This is a genomic window from Pseudomonas sp. LH21 (genome assembly GCF_036549575.1).
Classification (GTDB): Bacteria; Pseudomonadota; Gammaproteobacteria; order Pseudomonadales; family Pseudomonadaceae; genus Aquipseudomonas; species Aquipseudomonas peradeniyensis.
In genome coordinates this window covers 4,873,677-4,888,038 of sequence record NZ_CP144367.1, presented here as the reverse complement: position 1 = coordinate 4,888,038, position 14,362 = coordinate 4,873,677, and the positions used below count along the sequence as shown (strand labels likewise).

11 protein-coding genes are annotated in these 14,362 nt (G+C 64.8%); 10 read left to right on the top strand and 1 reads right to left on the bottom strand.

Annotated elements, in window-relative coordinates; translation table 11 throughout:
• Nucleotides 1-3: 3 nt before the first annotated feature.
• From murD to lpxC, 9 genes are all read left to right on the top strand, one after another.
• Nucleotides 4-1,350, top strand: coding sequence for a UDP-N-acetylmuramoyl-L-alanine--D-glutamate ligase (gene murD, locus VUG52_RS22295; protein WP_050703848.1), 1,347 nt, complete (start codon nt 4-6; stop codon nt 1,348-1,350).
• On the top strand, nt 1,347-2,561 hold the full coding sequence (gene ftsW, locus VUG52_RS22290; protein ID WP_442964597.1) for a putative lipid II flippase FtsW: 1,215 nt from the start codon (nt 1,347-1,349) through the stop codon (nt 2,559-2,561). The genes murD and ftsW overlap by 4 nt, the downstream gene beginning before the upstream one ends.
• Nucleotides 2,551-3,630 carry an undecaprenyldiphospho-muramoylpentapeptide beta-N-acetylglucosaminyltransferase gene (murG, locus tag VUG52_RS22285; protein ID WP_050703850.1) on the top strand — a complete coding sequence of 360 codons (1,080 nt, stop codon included), beginning with the start codon at nt 2,551-2,553 and terminating at the stop codon, nt 3,628-3,630. The genes ftsW and murG overlap by 11 nt, the downstream gene beginning before the upstream one ends.
• Complete coding sequence (gene murC, locus VUG52_RS22280) at nt 3,623-5,071, top strand: UDP-N-acetylmuramate--L-alanine ligase (protein WP_331832084.1); 1,449 nt, start codon at nt 3,623-3,625, stop codon at nt 5,069-5,071. Before murG ends, murC begins: the two co-directional genes overlap by 8 nt.
• Nucleotides 5,068-6,024 carry a D-alanine--D-alanine ligase gene (locus VUG52_RS22275; protein WP_050703852.1) on the top strand — a complete coding sequence of 319 codons (957 nt, stop codon included), beginning with the start codon at nt 5,068-5,070 and terminating at the stop codon, nt 6,022-6,024. Before murC ends, VUG52_RS22275 begins: the two co-directional genes overlap by 4 nt.
• 6 nt (nt 6,025-6,030) lie before the next feature.
• A complete protein-coding gene (locus VUG52_RS22270; protein ID WP_062364074.1) occupies nt 6,031-6,900 on the top strand; it encodes a cell division protein FtsQ/DivIB in 870 nt (289 codons plus the stop codon).
• 14 nt (nt 6,901-6,914) lie between these two features.
• Nucleotides 6,915-8,183 (top strand): cell division protein FtsA, encoded by a 1,269-nt coding sequence (ftsA, locus tag VUG52_RS22265; RefSeq protein ID WP_028689735.1) that lies wholly within the window; start codon nt 6,915-6,917, stop codon nt 8,181-8,183.
• Between the two features lie 55 nt (nt 8,184-8,238).
• On the top strand, nt 8,239-9,435 hold the full coding sequence (gene ftsZ / locus VUG52_RS22260) for a cell division protein FtsZ (RefSeq protein ID WP_028689734.1): 1,197 nt from the start codon (nt 8,239-8,241) through the stop codon (nt 9,433-9,435).
• A 112-nt stretch (nt 9,436-9,547) separates the two neighbouring features.
• Nucleotides 9,548-10,459: a UDP-3-O-acyl-N-acetylglucosamine deacetylase gene (gene lpxC / locus VUG52_RS22255; RefSeq protein WP_028689733.1), complete on the top strand. Its 912-nt coding sequence runs from the start codon at nt 9,548-9,550 to the stop codon at nt 10,457-10,459.
• 229 nt (nt 10,460-10,688) lie between these two features.
• On the opposite strand, the gene VUG52_RS22250 is transcribed toward lpxC, so the two are convergent.
• Nucleotides 10,689-11,144: a DUF721 domain-containing protein gene (locus tag VUG52_RS22250; RefSeq protein WP_050703854.1), complete on the bottom strand. Its 456-nt coding sequence runs from the start codon at nt 11,142-11,144 to the stop codon at nt 10,689-10,691.
• A 329-nt stretch (nt 11,145-11,473) separates the two neighbouring features.
• Between VUG52_RS22250 and secA the strand changes: the two genes are divergently transcribed.
• On the top strand, nt 11,474-14,209 hold the full coding sequence (gene secA / locus VUG52_RS22245) for a preprotein translocase subunit SecA (RefSeq protein ID WP_028689731.1): 2,736 nt from the start codon (nt 11,474-11,476) through the stop codon (nt 14,207-14,209).
• Nucleotides 14,210-14,362 lie beyond the last annotated feature (153 nt).

Below are 14,362 nucleotides of genomic sequence, written 5' to 3'. Positions count from 1 at the left end.
AGCGTGTCACTGATCGCTTCCGACCAATTCCGCATCGTTGTCGGCCTCGGCAAGAGCGGCATGTCCCTGGTTCGCTTCCTGGCGAACCGGGGCATTGCCTTTGCGGTCGCCGACACCCGTGAGCAACCGCCGGAACTGGACACCCTGCGCCGTGAATACCCGCAGGTGGAAGTGCGCTGTGGCGAGCTGGACGTGGACTTCCTGTGCCGGGCCAACGAGCTCTACGTGAGCCCCGGCCTGGCCCTGGCCACGCCTGCCCTGCAGCAGGCCGCCGCGCGCGGCGTGAAGCTGTCCGGCGACATCGAGCTGTTCGCCCGCCACGCCAAGGCACCGATCGTCGCCATCAGCGGCTCCAACGCCAAGAGCACCGTCACCACCCTGGTCGGCGAGATGGCCGCCAAGGCAGGCAAACGTGTGGCCGTCGGCGGCAACCTTGGTACTCCGGCCCTCGACTTGCTGGCCGACGACGTCGAGCTGTACGTGCTGGAGCTGTCGAGCTTCCAGCTGGAGACCACCGACCAGCTCAACGCCGAAGTGGCCACCGTGCTGAACATCAGCGAAGACCACATGGACCGCTACAGCGGCCTGCCGGCCTATCACCTGGCCAAGCACCGGATCTTCCGCGGGGCCCGCCAGGTGGTGGTGAACCGCCAGGATGCCCTGAGCCGTCCGTTGCCGGTCGAAGGCCGGCCGAGCTGGAGCTTCGGTCTCAACGCGCCGGACTTCAAGGCCTTTGGCCTGCGCGAGGTCGAGGGCGAGAAGTACCTGGCGTTCGAATTCCAGACCCTCATGCCGGTGCGTGAGCTGAAGATCCGTGGTGCCCACAACCACAGCAACGCCCTGGCCGCGCTGGCCCTCGGCCATGCCGCCGGCCTGTCATTCGAGCCGATGCTCGAGGCGCTGCGTGAGTTCAAGGGCCTGGCCCATCGCTGCCAGTGGGTGCGCGAGCGCAACGGGGTGAACTGGTACGACGATTCCAAGGCCACCAACGTCGGTGCCGCCCTGGCTGCCATCGAAGGCCTGGGCGCCGATATCGAAGGCAAGCTGGTGCTGATCGCCGGTGGCGATGGCAAGGGCGCTGACTTCGCCGCCCTGCGCGAGCCGGTGGCTCAACACTGCCGTGCCGTGGTGCTGCTCGGCCGTGACGCCGAGCGTCTGGCCGAAACCCTGGGCGATGCCGTGGCGCAAGTCCGGGTCACGACCCTCGACGAAGCCGTGCAGCGTTGCGCCGAGCTGGCCCAGCCGGGTGACGCGGTGCTGCTGTCGCCTGCCTGCGCCAGCCTCGACATGTTCAAGAACTTCGAAGAACGCGGGCGCCTGTTCGCCCAGGCGACGGAGGGGCTGGCATGATCTTCGGCATCTTCAAGCCGTATCCGTCGCCGCTGATCAGCGGCCGTGGCATCGACCTCGACTTCCCGCTGCTGGCCGGTTGCCTGGCACTGCTCGGCCTGGGCCTGGTGATGATCACCTCGGCGTCCTCGGAAGTGGCCGCGGTGCAGTCGGGCAACCCGCTGTACCACATGTTCCGCCACCTGGTGTACGTCACCCTCGGCCTGGGTGCCGGGGTGCTGACCATGCTGGTGCCGATCGCCACCTGGCAGCGCATGGGCTTCCTCATGCTGATCGGTGCCTTCGGCCTGCTGGTGCTGGTACTGGTACCGGGTATTGGCCGCGAAGTGAACGGTTCGATGCGCTGGATCGGCTTCAGCTTCTTCAACGTGCAGCCGTCGGAGATCGCCAAGGTCTTCGTGGTCATCTACCTCGCCGGCTACCTGGTGCGCCGGCAGACCGAGGTGCGCGAGAGCTGGATGGGCTTCTTCAAGCCGTTCATCGTGCTGCTGCCGATGGCCGGCCTGCTGCTGATGGAACCGGACTTCGGCGCCACGGTGGTGATGATGGGCGCTGCGGCGGCCATGCTGTTCCTTGGCGGGGTGGGGTTGTTCCGCTTCTCGCTGATGGTGGTGCTGGCGGTCATTTCGGTGGTGGTGCTGGTCCAGGCCCAGCCGTACCGCATGGCGCGACTGATCACCTTCACCGACCCCTGGTCCGACCAGTTCGGTTCCGGCTACCAGCTGACCCAGGCGCTGATCGCCTTCGGCCGCGGCGAGTGGCTGGGCGTGGGCCTGGGCAACAGCGTGCAGAAGCAGTTCTACCTGCCCGAGGCGCATACCGACTTCGTGTTCTCGGTGCTGGCCGAAGAGCTCGGCGTGATCGGCTCGCTGCTGACCATCGCGCTGTTCGTCTTCATTACCGTGCGCGCGCTGTACATCGGCCTGTGGGCCGAGAAGGCCAAGCAGTTCTTCGCCGCCTACATGGCCTTTGGCCTGTCGTTCCTGTGGATCGGCCAGTTCCTGATCAACATCGGCGTGAACGTCGGCCTGCTGCCGACCAAGGGCCTGACCCTGCCGTTCCTCAGCTACGGCGGCAGCTCGCTGGTGATCTGCTGCGCCTGCGTCGGGCTGTTGCTGCGGATCGAGTGGGAGAGCCGCACGCACCTGGGCAGCGAGGAGCACGAATTCAAGGAGAGCGATTTTGCCGAGGAGACCAGTCATGGCCGCTGACGGCAAGAACATCCTGATCATGGCCGGCGGTACCGGGGGCCACGTGTTCCCGGCCCTGGCCTGCGCCCGCGAGTTCCAGGCCCGTGGCTACAAGGTGCACTGGTTGGGCACCCCGCGTGGCATCGAGAACGAACTGGTACCCCAGGCCGGCCTGCCGTTGCATCTGATCCAGGTCACCGGCCTGCGCGGCAAGGGCAAGCTGTCGCTGCTCAAGGCGCCGTTCACCCTGATCAAGGCCGTGCTGCAGGCGCGGCGCATCGTGCGTGAGCTCAAGCCGGTCTGCGTGGTCGGCTTCGGTGGCTATGTGACCGGCCCCGGCGGTGTTGCCGCCCGGTTGTGCGGGGTACCGCTGGTGATCCACGAGCAGAATGCCCGCGCCGGCACCACCAATCGCCTGCTGCTGCCGTTGGCCGCGCGTGTCTGCGAAGCCTTCCCGGACACCTTCGCCGCCAGCGACAAGCTGCGCACCACCGGCAATCCGGTGCGCCCGGAGCTGTTCATGGACGCGGCGCGCGCGCCCCTGGCCGAGCGCCGTGCGCGCCTGCTGGTCATGGGCGGCAGCCTGGGTGCGGAACCATTGAACAAATTGTTGCCTAAGGCCCTGTCCGAAGTGCCGGAAAACCTGCGCCCCGAGGTGTTCCACCAGGCCGGGAAAAACCACGCCCCCGTCACCGCCGAGCGTTATCACGAGGCAGGTGTCGAGGCCCAGGTCGAACCGTTCATCAAGGACATGGCCCATGCCTATGGCTGGGCCGATATGGTGGTGTGCCGGGCCGGCGCCCTGACCGTCAGCGAACTCGCGGCGGCGGGCCTGCCCTCGATGCTGGTGCCCTTGCCCCATGCCATCGACGACCACCAGACCCACAACGCCCAATACCTGGCTCGTGAAGGCGCCGCCTTCCTGATGCCACAAGCGACTACTGGCGCAGCGCAGCTCGCTGAACGCCTGAACGAGGTGCTGATGCAACCCGAGAAACTCAACGCCATGGCCGGTACCGCCCGCCGCCTGGCCAAACCTGGCGCAACCAGCACCGTGGTCGATATCTGCCTGGAGGTGGCCCATGGTTGAGAGTCAGAAAGCCATGCCTCAACCGAAGATGGGCCGTATTCGCCGCATCCACTTCGTCGGTATCGGCGGCGTGGGCATGTGCGGCATCGCCGAAGTGCTGCTGAACCTGGGCTATGAAGTGTCCGGTTCCGACCTGAAAGAGTCGCCGGTGACCGAGCGCCTGCAGTCGTTCGGCGCGCAGATCTTCGTCGGCCACCGCGCCGAGAACGCCGCCAACGCCGATGTGCTGGTGGTGTCCAGTGCGATCAACCCGGCCAACCCGGAAGTCGCCACCGCCCTTGAGCGGCGTATTCCCGTGGTGCCGCGCGCCGAGATGCTCGCCGAGCTGATGCGCTATCGCCATGGCGTGGCCGTTGCCGGCACCCACGGCAAGACCACCACCACCAGCCTGCTGGCCTCGGTGTTCGCCGCCGGTGGCCTGGACCCGACTTTCGTCATCGGTGGCCGCCTGACCGCGGCCGGCACCAACGCGCAGCTGGGCACCAGCCGCTACCTGATCGCCGAGGCCGACGAGAGCGACGCCAGTTTCCTGCACCTGCAGCCGATGGTCGCCGTGGTCACCAACATCGACGCCGACCACATGGCCACCTACGAGGGCGACTTCAACAAGCTGAAGAAGACCTTCGTCGAGTTCCTGCACAACCTGCCGTTCTACGGGCTGGCGGTGATGTGCCTGGACGACCCGGTGGTGCGCGAGATCCTGCCGCAGGTCAAGCGTCCGACCGTCACCTACGGCTTCAGCGAAGAGGCCGACATCCGCGCCATCAACGTGCGCCAGCAGGGCATGCAGACCCACTTCACCGTGCTGCGCCGTGACTGCGAGCCGCTCGAGGTGTCGGTGAACATGCCGGGCAACCACAACGTGCTCAACGCCCTGGCCACCATCGCCATCGCCTCTGACGAAGGCATCAGCGACGAGGCCATCGTCCAGGGCCTGTCGGGCTTCCAGGGTGTCGGTCGGCGCTTCCAGGTGTACGGCGAGCTGCCGGTCGACGGCGGCAGCGTGATGCTGGTCGACGACTACGGCCACCACCCGACCGAAGTCGCCGCGGTGATCAAGGCCGTGCGTGGCGGCTGGCCGAGCCGGCGCCTGGTGATCGTCTACCAGCCGCACCGCTACAGCCGCACCCGCGACCTGTACGACGATTTCGTCCAGGTACTGGGCGATGCCAACGTGCTGCTGCTGATGGAGGTCTACCCGGCCGGCGAAGAGCCGATCCCCGGCGCCGACAGCCGCCAGCTGTGCCACAGCATCCGTCAGCGCGGCAAGCTCGACCCGATCTACATCGAACGCGGCGCCGAGCTCGCGCCGCTGGTCAAGCCGCTGCTGCGTGCCGGCGACATCCTGATCTGCCAGGGTGCCGGTGATGTCGGCGGCCTGGCCCCGCAACTGATGAAAAGCCCGCTGTTCGCTGGCGCCAAGCAGGAGAAGTCGAAATGACCAGCGCCTACGACACGCTGCATTCCACCCTCGACGTCAAGGCCTTCGGCCGCGTCGCCGTGTTGTACGGTGGCAAGAGCGCCGAGCGCGAGGTCTCGCTCAAGTCGGGCAAGGCCGTGATCGAGGCGCTGACCAGCGCCGGTGTCGACGTGGTCGCCATCGACGTCGGTGACGACTTGCTGGATCGCCTGCAGCGCGAGAAGATCGACCGTGCCTTCATCATCCTCCACGGCCGTGGCGGCGAGGACGGCAGCATGCAGGGCCTGCTCGAGTGCCTGGGGATTCCCTACACCGGCAGTGGCATCCTCGCCTCGGCGCTGGCCATGGACAAGCTACGCACCAAGCAGGTGTGGCAGAGCCTGGGCATCCCGACCCCGCGTCACGCGGTGCTGGGCAGCGAGCAGGATTGTGTTGCCGCCAGTGCGGAACTGGGCTTCCCGTTGATCGTCAAACCTGCCCATGAAGGTTCGAGCATCGGCATGGCAAAGGTGAACAGCGAGCAGGAGCTGGTCGCTGCCTGGAAAGACGCCGCCAAATACGATTCGCAAGTACTGGTCGAGCAGTGGATCCACGGTCCGGAGTTCACCGTCGCCGTGCTGCGCGGCCAGGTACTGCCGCCGATCGCGCTGGGCACCCCGCATGTGTTCTACGACTACGACGCCAAGTACATCGCCAATGACACCCAGTACCGCATCCCGTGTGGCCTGGACAGTGCCAAGGAACAAGAGCTTATCGACCTGACCGCGCGTGCCTGCGATGCCGTTGGCATCGAGGGCTGGGGCCGTCTGGACGTGATGCAGGACGAGCAGGGCCGGTTCTGGCTGCTCGAGGTCAACACCGCACCGGGCATGACCGACCATAGCCTGGTGCCCATGGCGGCCCGCGCCGCCGGCCTGGACTTCCAGCAACTGGTGCTGGCGATCCTGGCCGACAGCGTAGCGAAGCGAGGTTAACCAGCCATGCAAGGCGCGATGATACGTCAGCAACCACCCGTTACCGGCCGCAGCAAGCCGGTGCCGCGTGGCGCCAGCCGACTGGTGGCCGACGAGCCCGTATCGGCGCGCCTGCCTCGGCCGAGCTTCGGCGGCCTCAAGCGCCTGCTGTGGCCGGTGCTGCTGGTGGCCGCGGGCTTTGGCGCCTATGAGGGCGCCATCCGCCTGATGCCCTACGCCGACCGGCCGATCACCAAGATCGACGTGCAGGGCGACCTCAGCTACATCAGCCAGCAGTCGGTGCAGCAGCGGATCGCCCCCTATGTGGCGGCGAGCTTCTTCACCGTCGACCTGGCGGCGATGCGCGTGGAACTGGAGCAGATGCCCTGGATCGCCCACGCCGAAGTGCGCCGGGTGTGGCCGGACGAGGTGGTGATCCGCCTGGAAGAACAGTTGCCGGTGGCGCGCTGGGGCGACGAGGCCTTGCTCAACAACCAGGGCCAGGCCTTTACCCCGCGCGAGCTGGCCAACTACGAGCACCTGCCGCAGCTGTTCGGGCCGCAGCGCGCTCAGCAACAAGTCATGCAGCAGTATCAGGTATTGAGCCAGATGCTGCGCCCCATGGGCTTTTCCATCGCTCGCCTGGAGCTGCGCGAGCGAGGCAGCTGGTTCCTGACCACCGGCGCGGGCAGCGCCGGTGCGGGCGTCGAGCTGCTGCTGGGGCGCGACCATCTGGTGGAGAAGATGCGCCGTTTCATTGCCATTTACGACAAATCGCTTAAAGACCAGATCACCAATATCGCCCGCATCGATCTGCGTTATTCCAACGGACTTGCCGTTGGTTGGCGGGAACCGAATGCACCGACGACGGCCCAACCCGCCGTTGCGAAGAATTAGAGAGAGGCAGGACCATGGCAAACGCGCATAGCGGCAAAATGATCGTCGGGCTGGACATCGGCACCTCCAAGGTGGTGGCGCTGGTGGGTGAGGTCGGCGAGGACGGCACCCTGGAGATCGTCGGGATCGGCACCCATCCGTCCCGCGGCCTGAAGAAGGGCGTGGTGGTGAACATCGAATCGACCGTGCAGTCGATCCAGCGCGCCGTCGAAGAGGCCCAGCTGATGGCCGGCTGCCGCATCCACTCGGCGTTCGTCGGCGTGGCCGGCAACCACATCCGCAGCCTGAACTCCCACGGCATCGTCGCCATCCGCGACCGCGAAGTCAGCACCGCCGACCTCGAGCGCGTGCTCGACGCCGCCCAGGCCGTGGCCATTCCGGCCGACCAGCGGGTGCTGCACACCCTGCCGCAGGACTACGTGATCGACAACCAGGAAGGCGTGCGCGAGCCCCTGGGCATGTCGGGCGTGCGCCTGGAAGCCAAGGTCCACGTGGTCACCTGCGCGGTCAACGCGGCGCAGAACATCGAAAAGTGCGTGCGCCGCTGCGGCCTGGAAATCGACGACATCATCCTCGAGCAGCTGGCCTCGGCCTACTCGGTGCTGACCGACGACGAGAAAGAGCTGGGCGTGTGCCTGGTGGACATCGGCGGCGGCACCACCGACATCGCCATCTTCACCGAAGGCGCGATCCGTCACACCGCGGTGATCCCGATCGCCGGTGATCAGGTCACCAACGACATCGCCATGGCCCTGCGTACCCCCACGCAGTACGCCGAGGAAATCAAGATCCGCTATGCCTGCGCCCTGGCCAAGCTGGCCGGTGCCGGCGAGACCATCAAGGTGCCGAGCGTCGGCGACCGCCCGCCGCGCGAGCTGTCGCGCCAGGCCCTGGCCGAAGTGGTGGAGCCGCGTTACGACGAGCTGTTCACCCTGATCCAGGCCGAACTGCGACGCAGCGGTTTCGAGGACCTGGTGCCGGCCGGCATCGTCCTCACCGGCGGCACCGCGAAGATGGAAGGCGCCGTGGAACTGGCCGAGGAGATCTTCCACATGCCGGTACGCCTGGGCGTGCCGCACAGCGTTCGGGGCCTGAGCGACGTGGTGCGCAACCCGATCTATTCCACCGGCGTGGGCCTGCTCACCTACGGCCTGCAGAAGCAGTCCGAGGACCCGTCCCTGACCGGTATCAGCAACAGCAACAGCAGCAACAACAGCTATGGCGATGAACCGAAGGGCCCTGTGCTTGAACGACTCAAGCGTTGGGTCCAGAGCAACTTCTAAGTTTCAAAGCAGTAGTGGTAGGCGCGACAACTAGAGAACTGTAAGGAGAGGGAAAATGTTCGAGCTCGTAGACAACGTCCCGCAGAGTCCGGTCATCAAGGTGATCGGCGTTGGCGGTGGTGGCGGCAACGCCGTCAACCACATGGTCAAAAGCAACATCGAAGGCGTCGAGTTCATCTGCGCCAACACCGATGCCCAGGCGCTGAAGAACATCGGCGCGCGCACCATCCTGCAACTGGGCACCGGCGTGACCAAGGGCCTGGGTGCCGGCGCCAATCCGGAAGTCGGCCGTCAGGCCGCGCTGGAAGACCGTGAGCGCATCGCCGAGGTGCTGCAGGGCACCAACATGGTGTTCATCACCACCGGCATGGGTGGCGGTACCGGTACCGGCGCGGCGCCGATCATCGCCGAAGTGGCCAAGGAAATGGGCATCCTCACCGTTGCGGTGGTGACCCGTCCGTTCCCGTTCGAGGGCCGCAAGCGCATGCAGATCGCCGACGAAGGCATCCGCATGCTGGCTGAGAGCGTCGACTCGCTGATCACCATCCCCAACGAGAAGCTGCTGACCATCCTGGGCAAGGATGCAAGCCTCTTGTCCGCCTTCGCCAAGGCCGACGACGTGCTGGCCGGTGCCGTTCGCGGTATCTCCGACATCATCAAGCGTCCGGGCATGATCAACGTCGACTTCGCCGACGTGCGCACCGTGATGGGCGAGATGGGCATGGCGATGATGGGGACCGGTTGCGCCAGCGGCCCGAACCGTGCGCGCGAAGCCACCGAGGCGGCGATCCGCAACCCGCTGCTCGAGGACGTCAACCTGCAGGGCGCCCGCGGCATCCTGGTGAACATCACCGCAGGTCCCGACCTGTCGCTGGGCGAGTACTCCGACGTGGGTAGCATCATCGAGGCCTTCGCCTCCGACCACGCGATGGTCAAGGTCGGCACCGTGATCGACCCGGACATGCGTGACGAGCTGCACGTGACCGTGGTGGCCACTGGCCTGGGCGCGCGCATCGAGAAGCCGGTCAAGGTGGTCGACAACACCCTGCAGACCGCCCAGCAGGCGTACGAGGCTTCCAACCCGGCGCCGGTTCGCCAGGAGCAGTCCGCGGTCAACTACCGTGACCTGGAGCGTCCGACCGTGATGCGCAACCAGGCCCACGCGGGTGCTGCGGCTGCAGCTAAACTCAACCCTCAGGATGATCTGGACTACCTGGATATCCCGGCGTTTCTGCGTCGTCAGGCCGATTAATGGAATTTATCAGGGGTATTAGGGTGATTGGTGTTCAGCAAAGGCCGGGTCTGTTATCATCCCCAGCCTTTGTTGATACCTGTTCGCAATTTGCGCTGAAGCGGCCAATGCCATGATTAGACAACGCACCCTGAAGAATACCATCCGTGCCACAGGTGTCGGCCTGCACTCCGGGGAGAAGGTCTACCTGACCCTCAAGCCTGCGCCTGTCGACACCGGCATCGTCTTCCGTCGCGCCGACCTCGACCCTGTGGTCGAAATCCCGGCGCGCGCGGCCAACGTCGGTGAGACCACCATGTCCACGACATTGGTCAACGGTGACGTCAAAGTCGATACGGTCGAGCACCTGCTCTCCGCCATGGCGGGCCTGGGCATCGATAACGCCTACGTCGAGCTCTCCGCCTCGGAAGTGCCGATCATGGATGGCAGCGCCGGACCCTTCGTATTCCTGATCCAATCGGCCGGCCTGGAAGAACAGGACGCAGCCAAGAAGTTCATCCGCATCCTGCGCGAAGTAACGGTGGAAGAGGGCGACAAGCGCGCCACTTTCCTGCCTTTCGACGGGTTCAAGGTGAGCTTCGAGATCGACTTCGATCACCCGGTCCTCAAGGGCCAGACCCAGAGCGCGGTCGTCGATTTCTCCAGCACCTCGTTCGTCAAGGAAGTCAGCCGTGCCCGCACGTTCGGCTTCATGCGTGACATCGAGTACCTGCGCAAGCACAACCTTGCGCTGGGCGGCAGCGTGGAGAACGCCATCGTGGTCGACGAGACCGGCGTGCTTAACGAAGACGGCCTTCGTTCCGATGACGAATTCGTCAAGCACAAGATCCTCGACGCCATCGGCGACCTTTATCTGCTGGGCAACAGCCTGATCGGCGAGTTCAAGGGCTACAAGTCCGGGCACGCGCTGAACAACCAGCTGCTGCGCAAGCTGATCGCTGAAACGGACGCTTGGGAAGTGGTCACCTTCGAAGATGCCAGCACGGCACCGATCTCGTACATGCGCCCTGTTGCGGCCGTGTAAGTTCGAACACCCTCTCTAGTGTGATTAAGGCCACCTTCGGGTGGCCTTTTTTATGGCCGCTGATTGCCCGTCACTCGTTAGTACTGCGCGATCCCTGTAGGAGCGGCCTTGTGCCGCGAAAGGGCCGCCAGGTGGCCCTAGGATTTCAGTATTTTTTCAAAATCGCCGGGGCCGCCTGGCGGCCCTTTCGCGGCACAAGGCCGCTCCTACAGAATGATATTCTGGGTGATCAATTCTTGCTCTGCGCATGCGCCGCCAGGCGCTCCAGCGCTGCGCGCAACTTCGGATCGCTGATGCCTTCGGCCGAACCTAGGATGCTGTCTGCGGCAGATTCCGAAAGCTCAGGCCCGTGACCTTCATGTTTTGCCGCCACCAGCGGCGGCTGTACCTTGAACTGGATGCGGCTCAGGTTGGCGAACGCCTCCATGGCTTGCAGCTGGCGTTGCAGGCGCTTTTGCTGGTAGCGCAGGCGGGTGGCCCAATGGCCGTCGGTAACCACCAGCAACAAAGTCCCTTCCTTCCAGGAGGCCACGTGGCAGTGCTCGCGGGCGGCCGGTTGCAGCTGGCTTTCCAGCAGGCGCTGCAGGTGCTCGAGGCGCTCGGCCTGGTTGAGCAGCAGGCGCAGTGGCCGGGCCTTGCGCAACAGGTCGGCGGGGGGGCGGGCAGGGGTGGGTTTGTAGGCCATGGAGGTCTGCAGTGGGTTACAGGATCGACAGTCTACCAGTTGGACATTCATCGCGGGGCAAGCCCGCTCCCACGCCGGCGTGTGGCGAGCGGTCACCGGATCTTGATGCAAGTCATTCGCGATACGTTTCATCTTCGCGCACCTTGAACTTGCGCAAAAAGCCCCTATGTTAGTCAGGCCCCCTAAAAGCGCTGTGCCAGCATCGTGGAAATCCACCACTTTCCTCACCATCGTTTCCGGGTAGAATGCTCGTTCGCATGCGGCCTCAGGGCTGCACGGGCGACTCACGGGGCCGCCCTCCATCCCTACGTGTGGAAGATCCTGCCGATATGTTTGCGCCTTTGTTAAAAAAACTTTTTGGAAGCAAGAACGAGCGTGAAATCAAACGCATGCTCAAGACGGTGAGCACCGTCAATGCCTTCGAAGAGAAGATGGTGGCCCTCTCCGACGAGCAGCTGCGGGGCAAGACCGCAGAGTTCAAGGAGCGTCTGGCCAAAGGCGAGACTCTAGACCAGCTGCTGCCCGAAGCCTTCGCCGTGGCCCGCGAGGCCGGCAAGCGCGTGATGGGCATGCGTCACTTCGATGTCCAGCTGATCGGCGGCATGACCTTGCACGAAGGCATGATCGCAGAAATGCGCACCGGTGAAGGCAAGACCTTGGTCGGTACCCTGGCCGTGTACCTCAACGCATTGTCCGGCAAGGGCGTGCACGTGGTCACCGTCAACGACTACCTGGCCCGCCGCGATGCCAACTGGATGCGTCCGCTGTACGAGTTCCTCGGCCTCAACGTCGGCATCGTCTCGGCCTTCCAACCGCCGGAAGAAAAGCGCGCCGCCTATGCCGCCGACATCACCTACGGCACCAACAACGAATTCGGTTTCGACTACCTGCGCGACAACATGGCGTTCAGCCAGGACGAGAAGTTCCAGCGTGAGCTGAACTTCGCCGTGATCGACGAAGTCGACTCGATCCTCATCGACGAAGCGCGCACCCCGCTGATCATCTCCGGCCAGGCCGAGGACAGCTCCAAGCTGTACATCGAGATCAACCGCCTGATCCCGCGCCTGACCCAGCATATCGAGGAAGTCGAAGGCCAGGTGACCCAAGAGGGCCACTACACCATCGACGAGAAGAGCCGCCAGGTCGAACTGAACGAGGCCGGCCACCAGTTCATCGAGGACATGCTGACCCAATCCGGCCTGCTGGCCGAGGGCGAGAGCCTGTACTCGGCGCACAACCTTAGCCTGCTGACCCACGTCTACGCCGGCCTGCGCGCGCACAAGCTGTTCCACCGCAACGTCGAGTACATCGTCCAGGAAGGCCAGATCCTCCTGATCGACGAGCACACTGGCCGCACCATGCCGGGCCGCCGCCTGTCCGAAGGCCTGCACCAGGCCATCGAGGCCAAGGAAAACCTGAACATCCAGGCCGAGAGCCAGACCCTGGCCTCGACCACCTTCCAGAACTACTTCCGTCTCTACACCAAGCTGTCCGGCATGACCGGTACCGCCGACACCGAGGCGTTCGAGTTCGCCCAGATCTACAACCTCAACGTGATGGTCATCCCACCGAACAAGCCGTTGGCCCGCAAGGACTTCAACGACCTGGTGTACCTGACCGCCGACGAGAAGTACGCCGCGATCATCGCCGACATCAAGGAAAGCATGGCCCACGGCCGTCCGGTCCTGGTCGGTACCGCGACCATCGAAACCTCCGAGCACATGTCCAACCTGCTCAAGAAGGAAGGTATCGACCACAAGGTCCTGAACGCCAAGTACCACGAGAAAGAAGCCGAGATCATCGCCCAAGCCGGTGCTCCAGGTGCACTGACCATCGCCACCAACATGGCCGGCCGTGGTACCGACATCCTGCTGGGCGGTAACTGGGAGGCCGAAGTGGCCGCCCTGGACAACCCGACCGCCGAGCAGATCGCCCAGATCAAGGCCGACTGGCAGAAGCGTCACCAGCAGGTGCTGGAGGCTGGTGGCCTGCACGTGATCGCCTCCGAGCGCCACGAGTCGCGCCGTATCGACAACCAGCTGCGTGGCCGTGCCGGCCGTCAGGGCGATGCCGGTTCCAGCCGCTTCTACCTGTCGCTGGAAGACAGCCTGATGCGCATCTTCGCCTCCGACCGGGTGAAGAACTTCATGAAGGCCCTGGGGATGCAGTCCGGCGAGGCCATCGAGCATCGCATGGTGACCAACGCCATCGAGAAGGCGCAGCGCAAGGTCGAAGGCCGCAACTTCGACATCCGCAAGCAGCTGCTCGAATACGACGACGTGGCCAACGAGCAGCGCAAGGTGATCTACCACATGCGCAACAGCCTGCTGGCCGCCGAGAACATCGGCGACACCATCGCCGAGTTCCGCCAGGAAGTGCTTGATGCCACCATCAGCCAGCACATCCCGCCGCAATCGCTGCCCGAGCAGTGGGACGTGGCCGGCCTGGAAGCTTCGCTGGCCAGCGATTTCGCCATCAAGCTGCCGATCCAGCAGTGGCTCGACGAGGACGATCACCTCTACGAGGAGACCCTGCGCGAGCGGCTGATCAAGGAAATCACCGACGCCTACAACGAGAAGGAAGACCAGGCCGGCATCGACGCCCTGCGCACCTTCGAGAAGCAGATCCTGCTGCGCGTGCTGGACGACCTGTGGAAAGACCACCTGTCGACCATGGACCACCTGCGCCACGGTATCCACCTGCGCGGCTATGCGCAGAAGAACCCGAAGCAGGAGTACAAGCGCGAGTCGTTCACCCTGTTCCAGGAACTGCTGGAGTCGATCAAGCGCGACACCATCCGCGTGCTCTCGCACGTCCAGGTGCGCCGCGAAGATCCGGCCGAGGAAGAGGCGCGTCTGCGCCGCGAGGCCGAGGAACTGGCCAGCCGCATGCAATTCCAGCATGCCGCCGCGCCGGGCCTGGAAGGCGAGCAATTGGCCGAGGAGGGCGCTGAAGTCGCCGTGGCCTCCGCGCCGGTTCGCAACGACATGAAGCTGGGCCGCAACGAGCCGTGCTGGTGTGGTTCGGGCAAGAAATTCAAGCATTGCCACGGTCAGATTGAATGATCTGAATTCGCCACTGGCTTGAGATCCCGGGGCTGCCTTGCAGCCCATCGCGGCACAAGGCCGCTCCTACAGGAAGCGTAACAACCCTGTAGGAGCGGCCTTGTGCCGCGAAAGGGGCGCAAAGCGCCCCCTAATTCCCCACAATTTTCTAGG